A 24,476-nucleotide genomic window follows, 5' to 3' on the forward strand; every position below is an offset into this window, starting at 1 on the left:
ATTTCCTTTTGCCCTATAATGAAGTTTGATGAACCGTGTTATTGCTCTTGGACGGTCTGGTCGGAGGGAGGGAAAACTGGTGTCTGAAACTAAAGTTCGCAAAAACGAGACAATTGATGCTGCACTTCGTCGCTTCAAGCGTTCCATCGCTAAAGATGGTGTATTGGCTGAAGTGAAGAAACGTAAGCATTATGAAAAGCCAAGCGTAAAGCGCAAGAAAAAGTCCGAGGCTGCTCGTAAGAGAAAGTTTTAGGAGGATTTGAAGAACGCATGAATCTTAGCGAACGATTGAACGAAGATATGAAGCAAGCTATGAAGAGTAAGGACAAGTTCAAACTCTCAACGATCCGCATGGTTCGTTCGACGATAAAAAATCTTGAAATAGATTTGAAACGAAGTTTGGATGACAACGAAGTGCTTGATATTTTTAGTCGTGAAATCAAACAGCGCAAAGATGCCCTCCAAGAATTTGAAAAAGCTGGACGCGACGATCTTGCCGCCGATGCAAAAGCAGAAATTGAGCTCCTTAGCGCCTACCTCCCGGAGCAGCTTACTGAAGAAGAAATTAAAGTCATTGTACAGCAGACCATCCAGGAAACCGGTGCTTCTTCAAAAGCCGAAATGGGAAAGGTAATGAGCGCACTCATGCCCAAGATTAAAGGGCGTGCAGACGGGAAGCTTGTCAATCAAGTTGTTCAACAATTTCTGTAACCACATAAGTGAAACATCCCTTGCATGCAAGGGATGTTTTTTCTTTTATTATGGCGATATTTGTGAAGAATGCGGATAACCAACGTTTCCCGCTAATTTTTTTCTTGCATTGGGCATACTTTTTGAAACGAAATCCATTCTGATCCGTAATAACTACCATATGAGGACTATGTAATACATATGTTTATGGCAGTGCTACCTCAATTTGCGCCTTGTTGCCCTGATTTGGGTAATGGTTTTGAGGTAACTAAGTAGAAAAGGAGGGAGAAAAAGATGAGCAGACTAAAGCGAGTTCATAAATGGGCGGCAGCGATCGTTTTCATGTTGATCACAATGGGAATGTACCTCGTCCCGGTTCAGCCTGCTGCAGCCGCTAACGAAGGTTCCGTCTACGTTATTCCGGTCAAGCAGCAGATTGAACGCGGGCTAACGAGTTTCATGGAGCGTGGTTTCAAGGAAGCCGAGGAGATGTCCGCCGGCTTGATCGTGCTGGAAATCGATACGCCAGGTGGCCGGGTGGATTCGGCTGGAGAAATCGCAACTCTGATTAAGAACAGTCCTGTTCCGGTTGTTGCCTACGTCACGGGTGATGCCGCCTCGGCCGGCGCCTATATCGCGCTGAATGCGAACAAGATCGCCATGTCATCCGGCAGCATGATCGGAGCCGCAGCGATGGTTGATGGGCGTGGGAATCCGATAGAGGATGCCAAACTGATATCTTGGTGGAAAACGACCATGGCTAGCGCAGCGGAATCATCCGGTCGTAACGCAAACATCGCCAAGGGTATGGCGGATATTAACGAAACGGTAGAGATGCCGGAGATCGGCATCACGAAGCAACCTGGTCAGATCATCTCATTAACTGCGGATGAGGCGCTGAAGACGGGGTATGCGGATATCATTGCGGGCAGCACGAATGAAGTGATCGCTGGATGGATTACTCGAATCAAGATGTGTTCCACATGCAACCGACTTTTTCCGAGAAATTGGCTTCCTTTCTGACTCATCCCGGCGTGATGACCTTGCTGTTATTCCTGGGGATCGCTGGCGTCATTATTGAAGTCATCGTACCGGGATTCGGCGTACCTGGAATATTGGGCGTGGCCTCATTCATTCTGTATTTCTTCGGTAATTACGTTGCCGGATTTGCCGGCTGGGAGACATGGCTGTTGTTTATTATCGGTCTCGTGATGTTGGCAATCGAACTGTTCGTGCCAAGTTTTGGGATCCTTGGCATTATCGGAGCCATCAGTTTGATTGCCGGTGTTGTGAGGGCAGCCTATAGCACCTCTCATGTCGCTCTGTCGCTTGGGATCGCATCAGCCTCTGCGCTGGTCGCAATCATCGTCGTTGCACTGGTCTTCAAGGAACGCGGGGTGTGGCGAAGGTTTATCCTCAGCGAGAGCCTTACCCGCGAGCAAGGATATATTCCGATCGAAGATCGTGATGTGCTGATCGGGTTGACTGGAGTGGCACTCACTCCGCTTAGACCATCAGGTACCATGGAATTGGAAGGGCGCAGACTGGATGTCGTTACGCTCGGCGGTTTCATTGATTCCGGCAAACCGGTGCGCGTCATCAAGACCGATGGAACGAGAATCGTGGTAGAGGAAGAAATAGGGTGAATTTGAGCGTGGAAACGTGTAGTATGGAAGGCGGAGCTACGAAAGCGCCATCACGAATAGGAATAAAACATTGATTATTGGAGGGTGAAGTACAGATGTTTGATAGCACTTTGGTTACGATACTTTTGATCGGGGTCGTAGCGATCATAGTACTTAGCGTATTTTTCAGCTTCTTCCCAGTTATGCTCTGGATTTCTGCGATCGCTTCCGGCGTTCGCATCGGCATCATCACATTGGTTGCGATGCGCCTGCGGCGCGTAACGCCGAGCCGGATCGTCAATCCGCTCATCAAGGCGACCAAGGCAGGACTTGGATTGAATATCAACCAGCTAGAAAGTCACTATCTGGCAGGCGGTAACGTTGACCGCGTCGTGAATGCCTTGATCGCCGCCCAGCGTGCGAACATCCCGCTCGAGTTCGAGCGTGCAGCTGCGATCGACCTTGCAGGCCGTGACGTGCTGCAAGCCGTACAGATGAGCGTTAACCCGCGGGTTATCGAAACGCCTACCGTTGCAGCTGTTGCCAAAGACGGGATTGAGGTTAAAGTTAAAGCACGCGTTACCGTACGTGCGAACATTGACCGCTTGGTCGGTGGTGCTGGTGAAGAGACAATCATTGCCCGGGTCGGCGAAGGTATCGTTACCACGGTTGGTTCCAGTAATTCGCATAAAGACGTACTGGAAAACCCGGATTCCATCTCAAGAACCGTTCTTTCCAAAGGTTTGGATGCGGGGACGGCATTCGAAATCCTGTCCATCGATATCGCGGACGTGGATGTAGGTAAGAACATCGGTGCATACCTGCAGACCGAGCAAGCAGAGGCTGACAAGCGTATTGCGCAAGCGAAAGCCGAGGAACGCCGTGCGATGGCGGTTGCACAAGAGCAAGAGATGAAAGCTAAAGTCGTGGAAATGAGAGCACGCGTTGTGGAATCCGAGTCCGAGGTTCCACTTGCTATGGCAGAAGCTCTCCGCAGCGGACAGCTTGGTGTGATGGATTACATGAATTTTAAGAACATTGAAGCGGATACTTCCATGAGAGGTTCGCTAGGTAAGATGGGTGAGAATAATGACAATTCCGGAGATGGTAACTCCAAAAAATAACAAGTAGAAGTTGAGGTGAGCCGGCAATGGAATGGTTAATTAACAACTTTTACATTGTAGCTGTTATTGGCTTCTTCATCATCTCGGCTCTTGGCAGAAGCGGTAAGAAAAATGGGGAAGGCAAGCCCTCGCGCATGCCTTCCTTCGGCGGTGATCAAGAGCGCAGAGCAAGGGAGGAACAGCAGCGACGGAATGAATCGCAATCTGAGCCTGTACAATCAGCCAGACCGGAGCCCCGTCAAGACAAATCGCGGGACTGGAGCGATGAGGGGGTTCCAAGCGGAAACGGGTATTCGCTGGAGCATCCAGAGCGGAACAGCCGAACCACACTTGCGATAGAAATGGCCGAATCGACGGATAACATGGATCATAGAATGAAAATGCTTCAGTCTGAGCTTGATCGTATTCATGCGCAATTAAATCGCATGACGATCGATATACCGGAGACCGTCGTCCGGGTTAGTGAAGAAGAAGAAGTATCAAGACGCAACAACTCGTATCTGGCTGCTGAAGCCCGTAAGGGCATTATTTGGTCGGAGATACTTGGAGCACCTCGTTCCAGACGTGGCATGAATCCAAGGAGATAAACAACCCAACCGGGCCTAACCTAAGGGCTCAATATGAAGACCGTAACCGTCATGTTATGACGGTGCGGTCTTTTTGCATTTCATCTCATAAAACAGTCGCTCAGGGCATATGGTGTACAGTACAGGAAGGGGGAACGTCTTCATATGTCCCGCATCAGCCGCAAGCTGCAGAAATGGACCCAGGAAATGCTTGATTTGCCACAGGATCTGTTATTTGATATGCCGCGGTTGACCCTGATTGGCAATCAAGAGCTGCATGTGGAGAATCATCGAGGTGTCCGGCATTTTTCCGAAGAACGACTTGTGTTGTCCTTAACGCAGGGTGAGCTCGCCATATCTGGCTCACAGCTTGCGATTCAAGCGATTCAGAGCAATGAAGTGACAATCATTGGCACCATTCACAATATTCAATACATAGGAACGGGGGAGAAACCGTGAAGATTCCCACTATGATCAACCTTCGGGGATATTTAACGCTCACTGTCCGCGGTGAGCAGGTAGAAGCATTTATCAACGCAACGGCTGAAGCGGGAATCCCGGTTTGGGATGTTAAAAAGACGGGAGCATCATCAGCCGAACTGAAACTGCTGCTGAAGGATTTCAGGGGGCTTCGCCCGCTCCTGAGACGGACAGGCTGCCTCACGCGAATTAAGGAGCGCCATGGTGCTCCGTTTAAGCTGAATCGATTATTGAAGCGAAAAGCATTCGTGAGCGGTGTTGTGTTGTTTTTTGCCATTCTTATGGCTCTGTCCTCCATGATCTGGGATGTGGAAGTGGTGGGGAATGAGACCATCCCATCCGAAGATGTGATGGACGCTGCGAAGCAGGAGGGAATCTATCCGTATCAATGGATATTCAGACTGGATTCGATGGACAAGCTATCGGCAAACCTCACCGCGAGGCTAAAGGGAACTTCCTGGGTGGGAGTGGAACGCAGCGGTACCCAAATACGTATACAACTTGTAGAAGCCTCTGTACCTAAGAAACCGCCGCTTCAGAGTCCTCGACATCTAATTAGTATGCGGGATGCGGTTGTCACTCACATTTATGCGGAGAAGGGGGTCCCTAAAGTCGGAGTGAACACCCGTGTCAAAAAAGGAGATGTGCTGATTTCCGGTGTGCTAGGGGATGAGGAGCACTCGGAGAGAGTGGTGGCCAAAGGTGAAGTTAAGGGCCTTGTATGGCATGAATACGACATAGAAGTGCCGCTCGTTAAGACCCATAAAATCTATACGGGGGAAGGTAAGAAGCGGTCTTATCTTGTATTCGGCGATCGCGCTGTACAATTATGGGGTTATGGAGACATTCCCTTTAGCCAGCAAGAGACATTGACGTATTATGATCCCCTGACTTGGCGCACCCGTGCTCTTCCGATTGGTTGGATGACGGAGAAGGTGATGGAGGTTTCCGAGGTGAAGCGAACAATTAGTGAGGAGCAGGCGAGAAGAGAAGGGATCGAAGGCGCAAGGCGGGATATTTTAGCAAAATATGGTGCTGATTCGAGGTTTGTAAGCCAAAAAATTTTGCATGATAAGAAAGAGAATGGTAAAGTTTATATGAAAGTGCTTTTTGAGGTGGAGGAGACCATCGCAAAAGAACTTCCCATAGTATACAATCAAGGAGAATGAGGCTATTTGTCACAACAAACGACTGGCACATCCATTTTACTTCAGAGCGCGTCAGAGGGTCTGGCATTGTTCGGACCGCAAGATACATTTCTTAAATTGATTGAGAAAGAAATCCCGGCCACGATCGTTACGCGTGAAGAGGTCATTTCGATCCGTGGCGAGGGGCGGAATGTGGAGAGTCTGCAACAGTTGTTTGATGTGCTGTTACAGCTTGTACGCAATGGTTATTTATTAACTGAGCGAGACATTCTCTACGCTGTTGAACTTGCCAAGGATTTGAGAGCCGATCAATTGCTTGATCTTTATAAAGGCGAAATTACGACAACGTTTAAAGGCAAACCGATTCGCGTTAAGACCATCGGTCAGAAACATTATGTTACCACAATCAAGAAGCGGGATATTGTCTTCGGGATTGGCCCTGCCGGAACCGGCAAGACTTACCTGGCGGTGGTACTGGCCGTTGCAGCGCTTAAAGAAGGTTCTGTTAAACGTATTATACTCACCCGTCCTGCGGTCGAAGCAGGAGAAAGCCTGGGCTTTCTTCCCGGTGACCTTCAGGAGAAAGTGGATCCCTACCTTAGACCCCTTTACGATGCGTTATACGATGTAATGGGACCTGACCAGACAGCGAAGGCGCTGGAGCGGGGATTGATCGAGATTGCGCCGCTCGCCTACATGCGGGGACGTACACTGGACGATTCCTTTATTATTCTTGACGAAGCACAGAACACGACACCGGAGCAGATGAAGATGTTCCTGACGCGGCTTGGCTTCGGCTCAAAGATGGTCATTACAGGGGATGTTACCCAAATTGACTTGCCTAAGGGCAAGAAATCAGGACTAATCGAAGCTAAATCGATATTAAGCGGTATAGAGGATATCGGCTTTGTGTATTTTGCAGAACAGGATGTTGTACGGCACTCTTTAGTTCAAAAAATCATCGTCGCTTATGATAAAGCAGCAGAAAACCAAGTTTAAAGGGGATTGTCGCAATGGCCTCCAAAGAACCATCGACGGACAAGTCCATATCGGGTAAGAACAGCGGATGGAAATATAGCGTGGGAACACGCTATATTCTGTTTTTGTTGCTTGCCTTGCTTTTTTATATGAGTCTAGCATCGGAGCTTGTACCTGAACGTTACGATATTCAGGTAAATGCAAGAAGCGAGAAGAATATCGTGGCGCCTGCGCAGATTGAGGACAGTAAGGCCACGTTGAAAGCACAGGAAGAAGCAGCTGAACGTGTTCAGACCGTCTTCACCAAGGCACCGATTCGCAACGATGTGCTTATTACGCAGATCTTGGATCGAATCGAGAATTTGAACTTGCAGGATGATATCTCTTCTACGCAGAAAGCGGAGATTCTCCGCGATGAAATACCGCTGCGGGTGCAAAATTTCGTGCGGAACTACGTATCGGCCAACAGCACGAATGAAGCGTTCTCGCAAGAATTGCTTGAAGAAATTCAACGCGTGACCGATGAGCAGTCCTATTCGATACCGCCAGAGATCTTCATCAAGATCGTACGCTTGAACTCCGAGGACATCCCTCAGATGAAGTCGACGGCCAGAGAGATCGTATCGAGACTGATGCAAAATGAGATTGTAGATGCTGAATCGGTTCGAAGCCAGGTTGCGAGCAGTGTAAATGGCAGTTCATTGGATGATCGAACCGCTCGGGAAGTGGTCACTGAACTGATTAAGCTTTCGATTACGGCGAATAAATTCAGGGATGAGATGGCGACTAAGGATGCCAAAGTGGAAGCTAGAGAGAGCACATCACCGGTCTTTATCAAGCAAGGGGATATCCTTGTTGCCAAAGGCCAGGTTATTACTCCGGAGATGTATGAGCTTCTTGGCAAGAACGGCTTGCTGAAGAGCGATGTTAACTACTGGCCTGAGTTCGGAGTCCTCCTGTTATCCATGCTGTTATCTCTAGGAATCCTGATGTTTATCCGTCAATCCGATCCGGCAAAATTCAAGTACAACAACTCTCAGCTGTTAATGCTGTTGTTGATCTACGTCATAACCCTAATTGCGATGCACTTGGCCGGCTTGCTGCAGAGCGAAGCGCAGGAATATATCGGTTACGTGGCCCCTGTGGCGATTGGAGCCATACTGGTTACTTTGCTGTTAGACATGTCGCTGGCCTATTTCAGCGTCATCATATTCAGTATATTGGCAAGTGTCATCCTGAACGTTCAAGGCGGGATGTTCAATTTCGAGTTCGGTCTGTTCGCGGCAATAACGTCATGTGTGGCGATCTTCTCGATCCATCGGGCAAGCCAGCGATCAACGATGCTGAAGGCTGGTATCATGGCTTCCTTATTCGGTGCATTGACCGTATTCATCATGCTGTTGATTAACAACGAATCTTGGACGACAACCGATACATTATATTCTGTCGGATTCGCAATAGCCGGCGGACTGCTCACGGCCATTCTGGTAATCGGGTTAATGCCGTTCTTCGAAGTCACGTTCGGCATTCTCTCGGCGCTGAAGCTGGTCGAACTATCGAATCCTAACCATCCATTGCTGCGCAAGCTGCTAACGGAGACGCCTGGCACGTATCACCATAGCGTCATGGTCGGTAATCTGTCGGAAGCTTCGGCGGAAGCGATCGGAGCGAACGGTCTCTTATGCCGTGTAGGTTCTTATTATCATGACATCGGGAAGACCAAACGACCGATTTATTTCATCGAGAATCAGAACAACATGGAGAATCCGCATGACTCGATCGAGCCTAAGCTGAGCAAATCGATAATTGTTGCACATGCTAGAGATGGTGTGGAGATGCTGAAGGAGTATAAGCTGCCGAAGCCGATCCGGGATATAGCAGAGCAGCATCATGGTACTACGTTCCTGCACTATTTCTATCACAAAGCGGTTAGACAAGCGGAGGAACAAGGCATAGAGCCTGATTTCACCGAAGATGATTTCCGTTACCATGGTCCGAAGGCCCAGTCCAAGGAATCGGCTATTGTCGGAATCGCCGACAGTGTTGAAGCTGCTGTTCGTTCGCTGCGGAAGCCAACTGTGGAACAGGTTGAATCGATGATCGAGAAGATTATCAAAGGCCGCCTTGATGACCAGCAATTCAATGAATGTGATCTGACAATGAAGGAACTGGATATTGTAGCCAGAACGTTGAAGGAATCCGTCATGGGTATTTTCCACTCGAGGATCGAGTATCCTGAGGATGTGAAGCGCCCTAAACCGACTCCGGCGCCATCGGAGGAGAATTCTGCGGAATAGTGGTTTTGGCTTTCGTCGAGCTGGTTTGATGAATAATCGTAAGGTTTCACATGGGAAGAACATTAGAAGGAGCGTAATGGAATGAGCTTGCAGCTGACGTGGAATAACGAGCAAGACGATTTTCAGATTCGGGAGGATCTGATTACCCTGCTCGAAGCGATACTTCAAAAAGCGGGAGAGACTGAAGGTGTTACCGAAGGCGAGGTCGATCTTACCTTTGTCAGTGACGAGCAAATCCATGAATTGAACCTGGAGTACCGGGGAATTGATCGGCCGACGGATGTCCTGTCTTTCGCGATGAATGAAATAACCAACGATGAGTTGGAGATCATTTATGAGTTGGAAGAAGGGGAAGAACTGGAGAACGTCCCTGATGTTCTGGGGGATATTATCATTTCCGTTCCGCGCGCAAAATTGCAGAGTGAGGAATACGGGCACTCGCTTGAGCGTGAACTTGGCTTTCTCTTCGTGCATGGATTTCTGCATCTGCTGGGCTATGACCATCAGGATGAGGCCAGTGAAGCCGAGATGATGGGCAAGCAGGAAGCGGTGCTCGCTGAAGTCGGGCTGACAAGATAGTGAAGCCGCATAGACACTCGTTGTTCAAGGCGTTTGGTTATGCTATAACTGGCATTTGGACCGCAGTGCGTACAGAACGTAATATGAAAATTCACATCGCTGCTGCTTTGATCGTATTCATCGCAGCAGCTTTGCTGCAATTAGAACGTATGGACTGGTTGTTCTTATTGCTTGCCGTCGCACTTGTGCTGATCACGGAACTCGTGAATACGTCCGTAGAAGCCGTCATTGATTTCATATCACTTGAAGAACATCCGCTAGCCCGAGTGGCGAAGGATACAGCGGCCGGTGCAGCGCTTGTTGCAGCGGTATTCGCTATCATTGTGGGGTTGATTGTGTTTGGCAAACCGGTATATGGATGGATTCATGCTTGGATCAACTGATGCAGAAGAGAGGGGTAACAAACGATGGATGCAGGGCTATTGATACAAGAAGCAATTAAAGCGCGTATGCGTGCCTATATCCCATATTCCAAGTTTGGCGTGGGTGCCGCACTGGTAGATTCTAAAGGGGAAGTACATTATGGTTGCAACGTGGAGAACGCGGCGTATGGGCCGACGAATTGTGCCGAGCGCACAGCGTTATTCCGTGCCATTGCCGATGGCCACGAAGCTGGGAGTTTCCAAGCGATCGCGATTGTGGCTGATACCGATGGCCCATGTACACCTTGCGGGGTGTGTCGGCAAGTGATGGTAGAGCTGTGTAAGCCGGACATGCCGGTCATTATGGGTAATCTCAAGGGCGATATTCTGGAGACAACAGTTAAGGACCTTCTTCCCGAATCGTTTGGCCCTTGGGATTTGAAGCAGAACTGATGTTTTAAGTTACGGCAAGAGCGTTTATTAATAATAAATACAACACAACTTAGTATTTACAGTTATAGTAGCGGAGGAATGGTATGCAGAAGAAACAATATAAATCGGGGTTCGTCGCTATAATCGGCAGGCCGAACGTAGGAAAGTCGACGCTAATGAACCAGGTGATCGGCCAGAAAATCGCGATCATGTCGGATAAACCGCAGACGACACGTAACAAAATACACGGGGTTTACACGACTGAAAACTCCCAGGTCGTCTTTCTGGATACGCCGGGCATTCATAAGCGTCAATCCAAGCTTGGGGATTACATGAATCAGACTGCTCTCGGTACGCTTGGCGAGGTGGAAGCAGCGCTGTTCCTAGTGGATGCTTCGGAGGGGATCGGTGGCGGTGACCGCTATATAGCCGAACAACTGAAGAAGATCAAAACACCTGTCATGCTGGTTATGAATAAGATCGACAAGATCGAGCCGCAGGCTTTGCTGCCTCTGATCGAAGACTACCGGAAGCTTCATGAATTTGCAGAGATCGTTCCGATCTCCGCCAAGCTGGGCAGCAACGTGAATACGCTCCTTGATCAGATCCAGAAATACTTGCCACCTGGACCTCAGTATTATCCAGAGGATCAAATTACGGATCATCCGGAACAGTTCGTATGCGCTGAGCTGATTCGCGAGAAGATTCTGCACATGACCCGAGAAGAAGTGCCACACTCCATCGCAGTTACGATTGAAGACATGAAGGTAGAGGAGAATGGGACAGTCTACATCTCTGCTGTCATCTTCGTAGAGCGTGACTCTCAGAAGGGGATTATCATCGGCAAGCAAGGCGCTTTGCTGAAGGAGGTTGGCAAGCAGGCGAGGCAGGATATACAACGCCTGCTGGGCTCGAAGATATTTTTGGAATTATGGGTAAAAGTGAAAAAAGACTGGCGCAATCAAGATCGTGTTCTTCGGGACCTGGGATTTCATCGAGGTGAATGACAGGGTTACAGCCTCTTGCCAACAATTGCATTTCATAAAATAACGCTGAGCGCACATCCTATTTTCGTAGATGCAGACGTCATTTCCGAAGAAAGGATGAATACGAATGCGAGATTTTTCGTGGAAGTATTTTGCAATGACTGGAGATGTCGATGCTTATTTGCTGTATAAAGAAGCCGAGGGTGAGACGGTTCTTACAGCTGTATCCGCAGATGATGAGGCGGCCCTGCATGAAGAAGACGAGTGATTATTGGTTGTTCCAGGAATGGTTGGGGGAGAATGCATGCTACATCGGGCGGAAGGGATCGTTATCCGCAGCATGGACTACGGAGAGGGCAACAAAATCATTACGCTTTGCACCAAGGAGTCGGGTAAGGTAGGAGTGCTGGTCAGAGGAGCTAAGAAGGTGAAAAGCCGACATGCTGCTCTGACTCAGCTGTTTACATATGGAGAGTATGTTTTTTTTCGTAACGGGACAGGACTAGGTACACTGAATGCTGGAGAGATTATCGCCTCGCATCATCTGTTGCGGGAGGACCTTATGAAAGCGGCCTATGCTTCTTACGCTTGCGAGCTCTTGGATCGGGTGCTGCAAGATGAGGAGACGGGCGCTTTTTGGTTTCATCAGTTGAACGCTTGTCTGGAGGCGATTCAGGAGGACAAAGATCCACAGATTATCATCAACCTATACGAGATGAAGATCCTGCAAGCTGCGGGCTATGGGCCGGAACTTCACGTATGCATCTCCTGCAATCAAGAGCGGAGGGATGAGGACATGCTGGTAAGCCCTCGCCTTGGCGGTGTGCTGTGCCGGTACTGTAAGCACTTAGATCCGCCGGCCTTGTCGGTCTCGTTGAGGACGCTGAAGCTGTTGCGGTTATTCGGCAAGCTGGACCTGCGAAGGCTCGGCAATGTGGATGTTAAGGATGAGACGCGTTCCGAACTGAAACATGTGATGCGGGCTTTGATGGACATGCAGCTGGGTTTGCGGCTGAAATCGCAAAATTTCCTTGATCAGATGGACAAGTACGACATTTGACGTCAGCTATAGAATGAGGTATTATATTTATCAGTTTATGAGTAAGTGGATGTTTGGGATTTTAACATGCGTTGAACGGGAAAGTAATGAATTTCGATCCTAGATATAGCGAGCCGGTGATGGTGGAAGTCCGGTGGAGGAGATTCATGAACATGGCACCCTGGAGCATGATGAGACGATAAAGTGGGTTCTGTTACAGCTTGTCTAAAGCGACAAGGACGGAGCCAAGTAGGGTGGAACCGCGGGAAGCTGACAAGCTCTCGTCCCTATGTCTGTACAACAGACGTAGGGCGAGGGCTTTTTTTGTTGTACAGAGACCGGATTCATGTTGTCTATCTTACAAAAAGCGAGAGTAAAGGAGCTAAAATCATGAATTTTCAACAGATGATTTTGACGCTGCAGCAGTTCTGGGCAGAACAAAATTGTATCATCGTCCAGCCGTATGACACGGAAAAAGGCGCCGGCACGATGAACCCGATGACGTACTTGCGTTCGATCGGACCCGAGCCTTGGAATGTAGCGTATGTCGAACCTTCCCGCAGACCTGCGGACGGACGTTACGGTGAGAACCCGAACCGTCTGTATCAGCATCATCAATTTCAAGTCATTCTGAAGCCGTCGCCAGACAACATCCAGGAACTGTATCTCGAGAGTCTGAAGAGGCTGGGCATCGATCCATTGGATCATGATATTCGCTTCGTTGAGGACAACTGGGAAGCACCGACGCTCGGTGCCTGGGGGCTTGGCTGGGAAGTATGGCTTGATGGTATGGAGATTACACAGTTTACGTATTTCCAGCAAGTAGGCGGTATTGATGCCAATCCGGTGGCCGTTGAGATTACGTACGGTATGGAGCGCCTGGCTTCCTACATCCAGGACAAAGAGAACGTATTTGATCTGGAGTGGGTAAACGGAATTACGTATGGGGATGTATTCCACCAGCCGGAGTTTGAACATTCGAAATATACGTTTGAAGTGTCGGACGTCAAGATGCTGTTCACACTGTTCAACATGTATGAGGAAGAAGCCAACAAAGCGATGAACCAAAATCTCGTCTTCCCGGCCTACGATTATGTGCTGAAATGCTCCCATACCTTTAATCTGTTGGATGCTAGAGGAGCGATTAGTGTAACCGAAAGAACAGGATATATTATGCGTGTACGGAATCTGGCCCGCCAGGTGGCGGCGACCTATTTGGAGGAGCGCGAGAAGCTTGGCTTCCCGTTGATTAAGAAAGGGGGCGCTGACGATGTCTAAGGATTTATTATTCGAGATCGGTCTAGAAGAAGTACCAGCTAGATTTCTTCGCGCTGCGATGGATCAGCTACAGGATAAACTCGTTAAATGGCTCGAGGCTTCCAGAATTGCTCATGGCGAAGTAACGGCATATGCGACACCTCGTCGTCTGGCGGTTATGGTGCAGCAGGTCGCAGTCAAACAAGAGGACGTAAGTGAGGAAGTAAAGGGTCCTTCACGCAAGATCGCACTGGATGAGAACGGAGGATGGAGCAAGGCTGCGCTTGGTTTTGCACGCAGTCAAGGCGTGGATCCCGAGACGTTTACTTTCAAAGAACTGGGCGGCGTTGAATATATATACGTGACGAAGAATAGCGTAGGGGTGGAGACGAAGTCCATTCTATCCGAAGGGCTGCTCGGTATTCTGACGTCCATGACCTTTCCGAAAAATATGCGTTGGGGCGCGCACGAATTCAAATTCGTTCGTCCCATCAAGTGGCTGGTTGCGCTGCTGGGAGATGAAATCGTTGATCTCGAAATTACGGGCGTCAAAGCCGGTAATATTACTCGCGGTCATCGATTCCTTGGGGGAGAAGCGGTCGTAGGCGAAGCCTCTGCATACCGTGAAGTGCTGCGTGCTCAGCACGTCATCGTCGACGTGAACGAACGTCAGGAGATGATCGTGTCGCAGATCCAGCTCTTGCTCAAGAACAAGATTGGAACATCGCCATTAAGGACGATCTGCTGGAGGAAGTATTGTTCCTGGTAGAGACGCCGACGGTGTTATACGGAACGTTTGACGCTTCATTCTTGAACATTCCACAGGACGTACTGATCACATCGATGCGTGAACATCAACGATATTTCCCTGTTTTGGATAAACAAGGCCAACTGCTTCCGTACTTCGTGACCGTTCGAAGCGGAGACAGTCGTTCGCTGGATGTCATTGCCAGAGGCAACGAGAAAGTGCTTCGCGCGAGACTGTCTGATGCCAAGTTCTTCTACGAGGAAGACCAGAAGCTGCAGATCAAGGATGCACTTTCCAAACTTGAAAGCATCGTGTTCCATGAGGAGCTTGGCACGATCGGTGACAAAGTCCGCCGCATCCGTCGGATCTCGGATCAGTTGTCAGCGAAGCTGGCGGTTTCGGCAGATGCAGCTGACAGTGTGAGTCGTGCTGCCGATATTTGCAAATTTGATCTGGTCACGCAGATGGTATATGAGTTTCCAGAGCTGCAAGGCGTTATGGGCGAAGATTACGCACGAAAAGCAGGCGAGAAGGAAGAAGTGGCGAAAGCTGTGTTCGAGCATTACCAACCTCGCTTTTCCGGCGATGCCGTGCCTTCCACGCAAGCCGGCTCAATTGTCAGCATTGCCGATAAGATCGATACCATTGTCGGTTGTTTCTCGATCGGCATCATTCCGACCGGTTCTCAAGATCCGTACGCGCTTCGTCGCCAGGCAGCGGGGATAGTACAGATTATGCTGGAACATAAGCTGCCCATTACCTTGTCGGAAGTGTTCGGCATTGCTCTTGCGGTACATGAGGACATCCGCGGGTTGAAGCGACTGGCTAGTGAAATCCGCAAAGATCTGCTTGATTTCTTCGCGCTGCGCGTGAAAAAGCTGTTGTCCGAGGATCAGCGTTATGACGTTGTGGATGCTGTAATCTCCGCCGGATTTGATCATGTGATATCCGTCGTTGCGCGTGGTCAAGCGCTAATGCAAGCTGTGGGCCATAGCGAAGATTTCAAGACGACCGTCGAATCCTTTAACCGGGTCAGCAATTTGGCATCCAAAGCGGGGAAAGCCGCTGTGAATTCGGCATTGTTCACCGAAAGTCAGGAAGGTGAGCTATATCAAGCCTGGAATGACATTCGTGATGATTACCAGACAGCTCTGGAGTCAGGGGATGCCGAACGTTCGTTGTCCTTGTTGAGCGGACTGAAGGCGCCAATAACCGGATTCTTCGATTCCGTTATGGTTATGTCTGAGGACGAGGCCGTTCGGACGAATCGGCTGGCGTTGCTGTCCGGGATCGATGTCGATCTGAAGCGGTATGCGGACTTTTCCAAATTGGTAATGTAGTATCGACAGCGTCGTTGTTAAAATGGTATAATGGATTGTTTTCAGGCAAAGCGTTGTTCTTCGTGTTCTACACGGGATGGCGCTTTTGCTGTGAATATATACCTGCCGAGTTAGAGCAAGCAATCCCGGGGCACTGTTTATTTCGGAAGCAGGATTTTATTCTGTCAAAGACGTATATAATAATATACAGCATAAGAATAAACCAAGATTACAGATAGAGCCGGTGATGTGAATGAACGAAGACAATTCCTTTACGATCGTGGTTGACGGGGATGCATGTCCGGTTAAACAGGAAATTGCCGAGACTGCTCGTACGTTCCGTGTACCGGTGCTGCTTGTATCGTCCTACGATCACTTGCTGCGGGCCGAGGAAGGTGTGTCCACGATTCAAGTGGACCGAAGCGATCAGAGTGCGGATTTGTACATTGCGAATCATATTTCCAAAGGGGATATCGTGGTTACGCAGGATTATGGGTTAGCTGCACTTGCGCTTGCCAAATCATGCCATGTAATATCCTTTCGCGGACGTATTTTCCACAATGGGGATATCGATTTCATGCTTGATTCCCGCCACCATCAGGCTAAAGCCCGAAAGCAAGGAAGATACGGTAAAGGGCCCAAGAAGCTGCTTGAGGAAGACCGGAGGTTTTTTCAACATAAACTGACAAAACTTTTGCATGAATTGCAGGAGAATGTACACCCGTAGCGAATACTATTTACGTGCCAAAAGAGATGAAGGTGGTTTGGATGAGTACCGGACAAGGCAATATTCCGGATGATGTCATTGAAGCGGTTCTGGCCAAGAGCGATATTGTGGACACAGTCAGCAAATACGTACATCTTACCAAACAGGGGAAGTATCTAAAGGGCTTATGCCCTTTTCATTCGGAGAAGACCCCTTCCTTTACGGTTACACCGGAACGCCAGATTTTTTACTGTTATGGTTGCGGCAAGGGCGGTAATGCCATTAAATTCAGAATGGAAATCGAAGGTTTTTCCTTCCCCGAAGCTGTTAAGACCATGGCGGAAGAGAATGATATCTCGTTACCGGAAGGACAAGGGTTACCCGTAATTCCTCGAAATCCGGAGAAAGAACGTTTATTTGAAGCCCATGAGTTGAGTGCCAAGCTGTATCATTACTTGTTGAAGAATACAGAGCACGGCATCGAGGCAATGAAGTATCTGCGTGCACGTGGAATCAATGACAAGTTGATTGACCAGTTCCAGATCGGTTATGCACCCGAGCAATGGGACACCTTGGTGAAGTTCCTGGATAAGCGATCCTTTGATCTGAGAGAGATGGAGCAGGGCGGTTTATTGTCCGCCAAGAATGATCAGAACGGATATCTCGATCGATTTCGCAGACGCGTCATGTTTCCGCTTCATGATCGCAGCGGCAAAGTGATTGCCTTCGCCGGAAGAATACTGGGAGAAGGTCAACCGAAGTACTTGAATTCCCCGGAGACCCTTTTATTTAATAAAAGCCGCACATTGTACAACCTGCACCAGGCGAAGACATCCATACGCAAATTACGTCAAATCCTGTTGTTTGAAGGCTACGGAGATGTAATCTCGTCATGGGAAGCTGGGTTTCAGAACGGTGTGGCAACGATGGGAACTTCTCTTACGGAGAATCAAATCGCCATCATGAAGTCCCTGGCGGAGGAAATCGTCGTTATCTATGATGGCGACAGGGCCGGGATGAATGCAGCGATGAAGGTTATTCCGATGTTGGAGGACGTAGGGTTAAAGGTCAGAATCGCACTGGTACCCGAAGGTATGGATCCGGACGACTATATTCGGAAATTCGGTGCCGATCGTTTCAGACATATGGTGGAGACCGCTGTTTCAACTACAAAATTTAGACTTATATATCTGAAGAAAAACCATATACTGCTAGAAGAAGATGGTAAGATCGCATATGCCAAGGAAGCATTGCCGATAATCGCTGCTTTAAATTCCTCTACGGAACGTGAGGTTTATTTGCGGGAATTATCCTCTGAACTCCATCTCTCCTATGAAAGCCTTAAGCAGGATTGCAATCTCATTCGGCAGTCCGTGCAAAAAAAGATGCAGGATGGGGATAATAAGGAAAATAGGTGGAATAATGGTAGGCATAAAAAAGGGCGACAGCCCGCCCCGGTTTTACTACCCGCTTACCATGCTGCTGAACGGCGTCTGCTGTCGCTGATGCTGCAGGATGCGGAAGCCGCGCGATACGTAGGTGATCGCCTGGGGGAAGCATTTAATATTGAAGATCATGCGGCGATTGCTGCTTATCTATATGCTTTTTATGCACAGGGCAAGTCTCCGGATATTAGCCGTTTTATGTCATCCCTACAAGATGACCGACTAGAGAAGACCGTAAGCTCCATTATGATGATGGAGGCACCGACGGAGTGGAATGTTCAAGTGCTTGATGATTGCATACGTGAAGTGCAGAAGTTTCCGCAGCAACGAGAGATTAATCAGAAGAAGGAAGAAATGATGAATGCAGAGCGCTCGGGTGATTTCATGCGAGCCGCTCAAATTGCAAGCGAGATTATCGCCCTAGAACGACAATGATTCCGCACATTGTTGTGTTCTAGGGAGGAGGGAGTCGAAAGATGGCGAATGATCAGCATACTGAAATAGAAACGGAATTTACGCTGGATCAAGTCAAGGATCAATTGATTGAACAGGGTAAAAAGAGATCCGTATTGAGCTATAAAGATATCATGGAGAAGTTATCGCCTTTCGATCAGGATACGGAGCAGATGGATGAATTCTATGAGCAGCTTGCTGACCATGGGATCGATGTCGTAAACGAGAATGACGATGAGGGCACCCATCGGCAAGCAGGAGAACATGGGGAGAATCATGAGAATGAGGATTTTGGCTTTGACGATGACTTGTCGTTGCCGCCGGGAATCAAGATCAATGATCCTGTCCGGATGTATCTGAAGGAGATTGGCCGTGTTCCATTGTTATCGGCAGATGACGAGATTGAATTGGCGAATCGGATTGAGCAGGGAGATGAGGAAGCGAAGCGTCGTTTGGCTGAAGCGAACCTGCGTCTCGTTGTGAGTATCGCCAAGCGTTATGTCGGTCGTGGCATGCTGTTCCTGGACTTGATTCAAGAAGGTAATATGGGATTGATTAAGGCCGTAGAGAAATTTGATTACAAAAAAGGCTTCAAATTCAGTACGTACGCGACCTGGTGGATTCGTCAGGCCATTACACGTGCCATTGCAGACCAAGCGCGTACCATTCGGATTCCGGTGCATATGGTGGAGACAATCAATAAATTGATTCGTGTATCCAGACAGTTGCTGCAGGAGCTAGGACGTGAACCTTCGCCAGAAGAAATTGCAGCCGAGATGGAACTGAGCGTTGAGAAGGTCCGGGAGATTATGAAGATTGCTCAAGAACCGGTCTCGCTTGAAACCCCGATCGGCGAGGAAGATGACTCTCACCTTGGCGATTTCATCGAAGATCAAGAAGCACTTGCTCCAGCAGATGCAGCCGCTTATGAACTTCTGAAGGAACAGTTGGAAGACGTACTCGATACGCTGACAGAGCGTGAAGAGAATGTGCTTAGGTTGCGATTTGGCCTGGATGACGGCAGAACAAGAACGCTTGAAGAAGTAGGTAAAGTGTTCGGCGTAACCCGCGAACGTATTCGCCAGATTGAAGCGAAAGCACTCCGCAAACTTCGCCATCCTAGCCGCAGCAAGCGGTTAAAGGATTTTCTCGAATAGTGTGATTGGCGGGCCTTCTGCTGTTTATGGCAGCAAGGTCCTTTTTTCATTATGGCGGCGAATGGACCAAGCTTCTTGATTCTTACATAATTACCTGCATTTGTTGTATTGGTCTTTATTTTAGCTCTTTTCCAAATCCAATGCAAATCGATGAGTCCAAACAATGAAGGAACTGAGATGATATTTGCAGTTTGAATAAGGGTTTGTTAGGGTAATGGATAGGTTGTTCCATTGGTGAAAATATCGAATGGTAAGGTGTGTCGAATGTGAAATTATCAAGCAGATTGACCCGAATATTAGAGCAAATTCCACAAGGCAGCCGGTTGGCGGATATTGGCTCCGACCATGCGTTGCTGCCGGTAGCCGCCGTAGAGTCAGGAGCAGCTGTAAGCGCCATAGCCGGCGAGGTAAATGCAGGTCCTTATGATGCGGCCCTCAAGCAGGTGCAGGAGTCGGGCATGACCGAGGTGATCGATGTCCGTAAAGGGGACGGTCTGGATGTACTAGAACCAGGCGATGCGAATGTGATTACGATAGCCGGCATGGGCGGAAGCCTGATCGCAGCGATTCTGGAGCGGGGGCGTGACAAATTAGCGGGCGTGTGCAGGCTTGTGTTACAGCCGAACGTCGGTGAGGATATTTTGCGAAGATGGCTCTTGGCGAATGGCTGGGTGCTGTTAAGCGAGCTCATTCTTAAGGAGGATGGGAAGATTTACGAGATATTGGTCGCAGAACCTTCGAACCAGGCAGTGATGACGAGCGAACAAGTGTATGCCCCGCGTGTCATTGCTGGCGACATTGAATTGTCCACAGAATGGCAGCTGCGTCTTGGTCCCTGGCTGACACAGCATCCAAGCAATGTATTCCACGAGAAGTGGAAATCGGAAATTGAGAAACTGAACGTTATTCTTCAATCTTTGTCACGGTCAGAACTATCTTCGGCCGCTGGTAAGGCAAAGGAGATACAAGCAGATATACAATTTATACAGGAGGTGTTGGCATGCTTGCCAAAGGACAAACCGTAATTCAGTACATGGAGCAACTGGCACCGAAGCATGTAGCCGAGCCCGATGACCGGATCGGTCTGCAGCTCGGGACGCTTCAGAAGGAGATTCAGACGGTACTCGTTGCATTGGATGTGAATGAGGAGGTTGTAGATGAAGCGATACAGCTCGGAGCAGATCTAATCATCGCCCATCATGCCATCATTTATCGACCGCTGAAGCAGCTCCAGACTGATACGCCGATGGGAAAAGTATATGAAAAGCTTATAAAACACGATATCGCGGTATATGTGAGTCATACGAATCTCGATGTTACGGAAGGCGGCATGAATGATTGGATGGCTGAGGCGCTTGAAATTGAGCAGACGATTCCGATTCATGATATGCATAATGAACAGTTATCGAAGTTGGTGGTGTTCGTACCGAAGAGTCACCATCAAGAGGTACTGGATGCGGTACTGAATGCCGGGGCGGGCTGGATCGGCAATTACAGCCACTGCAGCTTTAATATTGAGGGTTTCGGGACTTATGTGCCTAGAGAGGGCAGCAGCCCGTATCAAGGCAAGGAAGGCCGTATGGAGCGTGCTAACGAGGTTCGAATCGAGACCATTGTACCACATACGGTCCGGAATAAAGTGGTTCAGGCTATGCTTAAGGCGCATCCGTATGAAGAAGTCGCTTATGATCTGTACGCTATGGATTTGAAGGGGAGATCGCTTGGACTCGGACGAGTGGGTGTGCTAAAGCAGTCGATGTCGCTGGGAGAACTGGTGAATGTGGTTAAGGACAAGCTGGATGTACCATCCGTCCGAGTCGTGGGTGACCTGGACCGTACGATCCGTAAAGCAGCTGTCATCGGCGGTTCTGGTGGACGCTACATGAACAAGGCGATCTTCCGCGGAGCCGATGTACTGATTACAGGAGACGTAGATTATCATACAGCACAGGACGCTTTGGCCGCAGGGCTCACGATCATTGATCCTGGACATAATGCCGAGAAAATTATGAAGGTGAAAGTCGCTGAATGGATGCAGCAAAAACTTGAGGAACACAAGTATGCCACCAAGGTAGTGCCGTCACAGATCAATACCGAGCCGTTTACGTTTAGGTAAATCGCTTGTACGGAAGCGAAAATCAAGCTATAATATATAGTGTTGTCCGGAAAGTTTGACAGACAATCGCTGGCGGTGTCAAAGCCGCGAGAGGAAAGTCCGGGCTCCGTAGGGCAGGGTGCTGGATAACGTCCAGTCAGCGCGAGTTGAAGGATAGTGCCACAGAAATGGACCGCCGATGGCCGCCTCATAGCGGCACAGGCAAGGATGGAACCGAGGTGTAAGAGACCCCGAGGAACGCTGGTGACTTCGTTCCTGGTAAACCCCACTTGGAGCAAGACCTAATGGGACGCAGTCTCTCTAGAAGAGACAGCCTTTGCCCGAGGCGCGTCTGGGTTGGTCGCTTGAGCCGATCAGCAATGATTGGCCTAGATAGATGATTGTCGCTTATGGTGGCAGGGTAGTTCCCGTTATGACCACGAAGAGCACAGAACCCGGCTTACGTAAGGCTTTCCCAACTGTACAACAATCGCAACGCATATGAACGCGTATTTTTATTCTTTCGTTATCGGAAGGATAAGAATACGCGTTCATTTTATTTAGGGCATTGATTCGCGAATAGATATTTTTCTTACGGACAATCGTCCATACCATTTGCCCTTCCCGATAATAAGCTATAATCATCACAGAAAGGAGATGTTAATATGTCCTGCGGTTGCAATCAAAATCCGTGTCCTCACGTTTCGCCTATTGTATGTGATCCCATCGTTGTTATAAGAGACCATTTCGTTCCGCAAATCGTACCTGTTATTCATCCGATCAAAGTAGTGGATAAAGTACACTGTGTACCTGTTGAACAGCACATTTACACGTACAGTGAAGAAGAAGTTATCGGCGGTGTTGGGGGACCTGGCGGCGTGTTGGTATCTGGCAAATCATCAAAGAAGCGTGCGTCACGTACAACACGTTCTCGCCGCAAATAAGCTGACGAACAAACATCTTGTTCAACGGCCCAATAGAAAAGCAGCCTCCACCGATTGGTGGACGCTGCTTGTTTTTGCTACCTCACTTATCTGGGTTACGCCCTAGTCCTACTGGTTTGAATTTGCTTTGCGAAGCTCATTCTCCAGACGGCGCAGTACATGCCCGGGCCATAATTGCAGTGGAACTTGCCGGTTGTTGACTTCGTTCAACGACTGGTAAATATCGATTTGCCCATGTCCATAATATTTATCTTTCCCTTTGGCGCCAAGATCCACGGCCTGATTAATCATGGCGTCCATAACCTCTTCATTGCTTAGTTCAGGATTCAGAGAGCGGATTAGCCCGGCCATGGCGGCTGCATGGGGGCTGGCCATCGAAGTGCCTGACAGAGCAGCATATTGATTCCCTGGGAAGGTGCTGGCAATGTTCGTGCCGGGTGCAGCTATATCAATATAATCTCCGAAGTTGGAATATTCCGCTCGCTTGAGATCCGAATCCGTTGCTGCAACAGCCAGCACTTCAGGATAGGCGGCAGGATAGCCCGGTCGCTCGGTATTGTCATTACCCGATGCGGCAACAAGGACGACGTCACGATCATAAGCATATCGTACGGCATCATGCAAAAACTGTGAGTCCGCATAATTGCCAAGGCTCATATTGATTACTTTGGCTCCATGATCGGCGGCCCATATGATACCTTCCGCAACGGCGTAAGTCGTTCCTGAACCGGTTCCGTCCAACGCTTTGATTGGCATGATTTTATTATACCAACTGACACCGGCTACGCCTTCTCCATTATTCACAAGTGCGGCAATAATGCCAGCAACATGCGTCCCGTGGCCAACGTCGTCCAAAGGTTGTTTTTCTTTGTCAACGACGTTGTAGCCCTCGACGAATTGACCTGCAAGGTCTGTATGTTCAAGATCGACACCGGTATCAATAACGGCTACAACAACATCCTCACTGCCCTTGGAAAGGTCCCAGCCCCTGTTCGTCTCGGTAATCGGCAGGTTCCACTGATATTCCGTGAACAGCAGGTCATTGGGAATATTGACTTGGGCATCAGCCCCGTTAGATACCGTGCCAGACGATTTGGAGGATTGATTCATACGGTCATTGGTTAAATAAATATAGTGGGGTTCAGCATATTTCGTTGTCCATTGTTGTGCAAAGTAAGCCTGCAACTGCTTGTAATCCATGCTCTTGGAGTGAAATACGTAAGCATAACCGAGCTTGCGCGGGGTGCTTGCCGCAACATCACGCGTGATTTGCAGGAGCTGTTGCTCTGTCGGCTCTTTTTGAAAAGATACCACGATCTCATTTTCGTAGAAATGACTCGCTTTTTCATTATCATGTCCAGTCTTGACAGTAATGTCTTTCAGCGTATCAGCATGAATCGATTCAACACGGAATTTCCCCTCTTTCGGATAAGGGATAAGACGCAAATTACGTTTCTGGTGCTGACTGACCTTCTGCAATACAGCTTGGTTGACTAGCGCAGCCGCACCGTATTGCCCATCATCTGAAATCGCCGAGACTACAAAATATGGCTGTCCGGCGGCATCGAATTTAGGCGAGTCATACGTTTTGCCTCGGCGCAATTGCTGCTGAGCGGTTTGAAAATGCTGCTGTATCAGCTTCTTGTCATCCTTACCCATCCGCGGTAGTGGACCGCGAATGTCAACCATCTTATTCTGTTTAAGGTTGAACCAGCGGACTTGCTCGAAGTGATGATGTGATTTCTGTTCTTTCGCGGCATACATCTTGATTTGTTTCTGATTCCTTAGGGCGTCATTATTCAGCATTCGACCCAGGTGATCTTTGGCATCCATACGATTTAGTTTATCGGTGAATTGAATATCACCAGACATCGTATACTGTTTGGCTATATCCTCTGCCTCCGGCGGCATCGCTTTTGACGGTCCCGCAGAGGGGGATGAATGCTTCGATCCAGGGATAAACATGAAGATCAAGAGCACGCTAAGAACGGAAGCGGCGGCAATGATACTCCACAGTGTACGTGATTTCACAAGTTCTCCTCCTCA

At 48.9% G+C, this 24,476-nt stretch carries 22 protein-coding genes, 1 other RNA gene and 2 pseudogenes; 24 read left to right on the forward strand and 1 reads right to left on the reverse strand.

The window, feature by feature from the left end:
- Positions 1-79 precede the first annotated feature (79 nt).
- From rpsU to JCM10914_RS29140, 24 genes and pseudogenes are all read left to right on the forward strand, one after another.
- Positions 80-253: a 30S ribosomal protein S21 gene (gene rpsU, locus JCM10914_RS00975; protein ID WP_005547957.1), complete on the forward strand. Its 174-nt coding sequence runs from the start codon at positions 80-82 to the stop codon at positions 251-253.
- A 17-nt stretch (positions 254-270) separates the two neighbouring features.
- Positions 271-711, forward strand: coding sequence for a GatB/YqeY domain-containing protein (locus JCM10914_RS00980; RefSeq protein ID WP_023956328.1), 441 nt, complete (start codon positions 271-273; stop codon positions 709-711).
- Positions 712-984: 273 nt separating this feature from the next.
- Positions 985-2,336: pseudogene (locus JCM10914_RS00985) on the forward strand (nodulation protein NfeD).
- Positions 2,337-2,431: 95 nt separating this feature from the next.
- Positions 2,432-3,439: a flotillin-like protein FloA gene (gene floA / locus JCM10914_RS00990; protein ID WP_023956334.1), complete on the forward strand. Its 1,008-nt coding sequence runs from the start codon at positions 2,432-2,434 to the stop codon at positions 3,437-3,439.
- Positions 3,440-3,465: 26 nt separating this feature from the next.
- Entirely contained in the window at positions 3,466-4,026 is a 561-nt protein-coding gene (locus tag JCM10914_RS00995) for a hypothetical protein (RefSeq protein ID WP_023956336.1), read from the forward strand.
- Between the two features lie 144 nt (positions 4,027-4,170).
- Complete coding sequence (gene yqfC / locus JCM10914_RS01000) at positions 4,171-4,464, forward strand: sporulation protein YqfC (RefSeq protein WP_023956338.1); 294 nt, start codon at positions 4,171-4,173, stop codon at positions 4,462-4,464.
- Positions 4,461-5,654, forward strand: a complete 1,194-nt coding sequence (gene yqfD / locus JCM10914_RS01005) for a sporulation protein YqfD (protein ID WP_036716726.1) — start codon at positions 4,461-4,463, stop codon at positions 5,652-5,654. Before yqfC ends, yqfD begins: the two co-directional genes overlap by 4 nt.
- Positions 5,655-5,660: 6 nt before the next feature.
- Entirely contained in the window at positions 5,661-6,632 is a 972-nt protein-coding gene (locus JCM10914_RS01010) for a PhoH family protein (RefSeq protein ID WP_023956342.1), read from the forward strand.
- A gap of 14 nt (positions 6,633-6,646) precedes the next feature.
- Complete coding sequence (locus JCM10914_RS01015; RefSeq protein ID WP_023956344.1) at positions 6,647-8,908, forward strand: HD family phosphohydrolase; 2,262 nt, start codon at positions 6,647-6,649, stop codon at positions 8,906-8,908.
- An 81-nt stretch (positions 8,909-8,989) separates the two neighbouring features.
- Positions 8,990-9,487: an rRNA maturation RNase YbeY gene (gene ybeY, locus JCM10914_RS01020; protein WP_023956346.1), complete on the forward strand. Its 498-nt coding sequence runs from the start codon at positions 8,990-8,992 to the stop codon at positions 9,485-9,487.
- Positions 9,487-9,870, forward strand: a complete 384-nt coding sequence (locus JCM10914_RS01025; RefSeq protein ID WP_036716730.1) for a diacylglycerol kinase family protein — start codon at positions 9,487-9,489, stop codon at positions 9,868-9,870. Before ybeY ends, JCM10914_RS01025 begins: the two co-directional genes overlap by 1 nt.
- A 24-nt stretch (positions 9,871-9,894) precedes the next feature.
- A complete protein-coding gene (gene cdd, locus JCM10914_RS01030) occupies positions 9,895-10,302 on the forward strand; it encodes a cytidine deaminase (protein WP_023956350.1) in 408 nt (135 codons plus the stop codon).
- 83 nt (positions 10,303-10,385) lie between these two features.
- Positions 10,386-11,288, forward strand: coding sequence for a GTPase Era (gene era / locus JCM10914_RS01035; RefSeq protein WP_023956352.1), 903 nt, complete (start codon positions 10,386-10,388; stop codon positions 11,286-11,288).
- Positions 11,289-11,394: 106 nt separating this feature from the next.
- Positions 11,395-11,535, forward strand: coding sequence for a YqzL family protein (locus JCM10914_RS28200; RefSeq protein ID WP_081739722.1), 141 nt, complete (start codon positions 11,395-11,397; stop codon positions 11,533-11,535).
- A gap of 36 nt (positions 11,536-11,571) precedes the next feature.
- Complete coding sequence (gene recO, locus JCM10914_RS01040; protein WP_023956354.1) at positions 11,572-12,327, forward strand: DNA repair protein RecO; 756 nt, start codon at positions 11,572-11,574, stop codon at positions 12,325-12,327.
- A 369-nt stretch (positions 12,328-12,696) separates the two neighbouring features.
- Positions 12,697-13,584 (forward strand): glycine--tRNA ligase subunit alpha, encoded by an 888-nt coding sequence (gene glyQ, locus JCM10914_RS01045; protein ID WP_023956356.1) that lies wholly within the window; start codon positions 12,697-12,699, stop codon positions 13,582-13,584.
- Positions 13,577-15,651: pseudogene (gene glyS / locus JCM10914_RS01050) on the forward strand (glycine--tRNA ligase subunit beta). Before glyQ ends, glyS begins: the two are co-directional and overlap by 8 nt.
- Positions 15,652-15,883: 232 nt before the next feature.
- Positions 15,884-16,357, forward strand: coding sequence for a YaiI/YqxD family protein (locus JCM10914_RS01055; RefSeq protein WP_023956362.1), 474 nt, complete (start codon positions 15,884-15,886; stop codon positions 16,355-16,357).
- Positions 16,358-16,398: 41 nt separating this feature from the next.
- Entirely contained in the window at positions 16,399-18,216 is a 1,818-nt protein-coding gene (gene dnaG / locus JCM10914_RS01060) for a DNA primase (protein ID WP_023956364.1), read from the forward strand.
- Between the two features lie 41 nt (positions 18,217-18,257).
- Positions 18,258-19,391 carry an RNA polymerase sigma factor RpoD gene (gene rpoD, locus JCM10914_RS01065; RefSeq protein WP_023956366.1) on the forward strand — a complete coding sequence of 378 codons (1,134 nt, stop codon included), beginning with the start codon at positions 18,258-18,260 and terminating at the stop codon, positions 19,389-19,391.
- A 266-nt stretch (positions 19,392-19,657) separates the two neighbouring features.
- Positions 19,658-20,416: a tRNA (adenine(22)-N(1))-methyltransferase TrmK gene (locus JCM10914_RS01070; RefSeq protein ID WP_023956368.1), complete on the forward strand. Its 759-nt coding sequence runs from the start codon at positions 19,658-19,660 to the stop codon at positions 20,414-20,416.
- On the forward strand, positions 20,392-21,507 hold the full coding sequence (locus JCM10914_RS01075) for a Nif3-like dinuclear metal center hexameric protein (RefSeq protein WP_023956370.1): 1,116 nt from the start codon (positions 20,392-20,394) through the stop codon (positions 21,505-21,507). Before JCM10914_RS01070 ends, JCM10914_RS01075 begins: the two co-directional genes overlap by 25 nt.
- A 50-nt stretch (positions 21,508-21,557) precedes the next feature.
- Positions 21,558-21,964, forward strand: an RNA gene (gene rnpB / locus JCM10914_RS03355) — RNase P RNA component class A.
- 187 nt (positions 21,965-22,151) lie between these two features.
- Positions 22,152-22,430, forward strand: a complete 279-nt coding sequence (locus JCM10914_RS29140; protein WP_081739723.1) for a hypothetical protein — start codon at positions 22,152-22,154, stop codon at positions 22,428-22,430.
- 108 nt (positions 22,431-22,538) lie between these two features.
- On the opposite strand, the gene JCM10914_RS01080 is transcribed toward JCM10914_RS29140, so the two are convergent.
- Positions 22,539-24,461, reverse strand: coding sequence for a S8 family peptidase (locus tag JCM10914_RS01080; RefSeq protein WP_023956372.1), 1,923 nt, complete (start codon positions 24,459-24,461; stop codon positions 22,539-22,541).
- Positions 24,462-24,476 lie beyond the last annotated feature (15 nt).

The sequence above is a fragment of the Paenibacillus sp. JCM 10914 genome (genome assembly GCF_001315105.1).
Classification (GTDB): Bacteria; Bacillota; Bacilli; order Paenibacillales; family Paenibacillaceae; genus Paenibacillus_AQ.

Excerpts from the sequence above, each read along its gene's own strand:
- JCM10914_RS00980 (WP_023956328.1), top strand. The coding sequence starts at position 271 with ATGAATCTTAGCGAACGATTGAACGAAGATATGAAGCAAGCTATGAAG.
- floA (WP_023956334.1), top strand. The coding sequence starts at position 2,432 with ATGTTTGATAGCACTTTGGTTACGATACTTTTGATCGGGGTCGTAGCG.
- JCM10914_RS00995 (WP_023956336.1), top strand. The coding sequence starts at position 3,466 with ATGGAATGGTTAATTAACAACTTTTACATTGTAGCTGTTATTGGCTTC.
- yqfC (WP_023956338.1), top strand. The coding sequence starts at position 4,171 with ATGTCCCGCATCAGCCGCAAGCTGCAGAAATGGACCCAGGAAATGCTT.
- JCM10914_RS01015 (WP_023956344.1), top strand. The coding sequence starts at position 6,647 with ATGGCCTCCAAAGAACCATCGACGGACAAGTCCATATCGGGTAAGAAC.
- ybeY (WP_023956346.1), top strand. The coding sequence starts at position 8,990 with ATGAGCTTGCAGCTGACGTGGAATAACGAGCAAGACGATTTTCAGATT.
- cdd (WP_023956350.1), top strand. The coding sequence starts at position 9,895 with ATGGATGCAGGGCTATTGATACAAGAAGCAATTAAAGCGCGTATGCGT.
- era (WP_023956352.1), top strand. The coding sequence starts at position 10,386 with ATGCAGAAGAAACAATATAAATCGGGGTTCGTCGCTATAATCGGCAGG.
- JCM10914_RS28200 (WP_081739722.1), top strand. The coding sequence starts at position 11,395 with ATGCGAGATTTTTCGTGGAAGTATTTTGCAATGACTGGAGATGTCGAT.
- recO (WP_023956354.1), top strand. The coding sequence starts at position 11,572 with ATGCTACATCGGGCGGAAGGGATCGTTATCCGCAGCATGGACTACGGA.
- glyQ (WP_023956356.1), top strand. The coding sequence starts at position 12,697 with ATGAATTTTCAACAGATGATTTTGACGCTGCAGCAGTTCTGGGCAGAA.
- JCM10914_RS01055 (WP_023956362.1), top strand. The coding sequence starts at position 15,884 with ATGAACGAAGACAATTCCTTTACGATCGTGGTTGACGGGGATGCATGT.
- dnaG (WP_023956364.1), top strand. The coding sequence starts at position 16,399 with ATGAGTACCGGACAAGGCAATATTCCGGATGATGTCATTGAAGCGGTT.
- rpoD (WP_023956366.1), top strand. The coding sequence starts at position 18,258 with ATGGCGAATGATCAGCATACTGAAATAGAAACGGAATTTACGCTGGAT.
- JCM10914_RS01075 (WP_023956370.1), top strand. The coding sequence starts at position 20,392 with ATGCTTGCCAAAGGACAAACCGTAATTCAGTACATGGAGCAACTGGCA.
- JCM10914_RS29140 (WP_081739723.1), top strand. The coding sequence starts at position 22,152 with ATGTCCTGCGGTTGCAATCAAAATCCGTGTCCTCACGTTTCGCCTATT.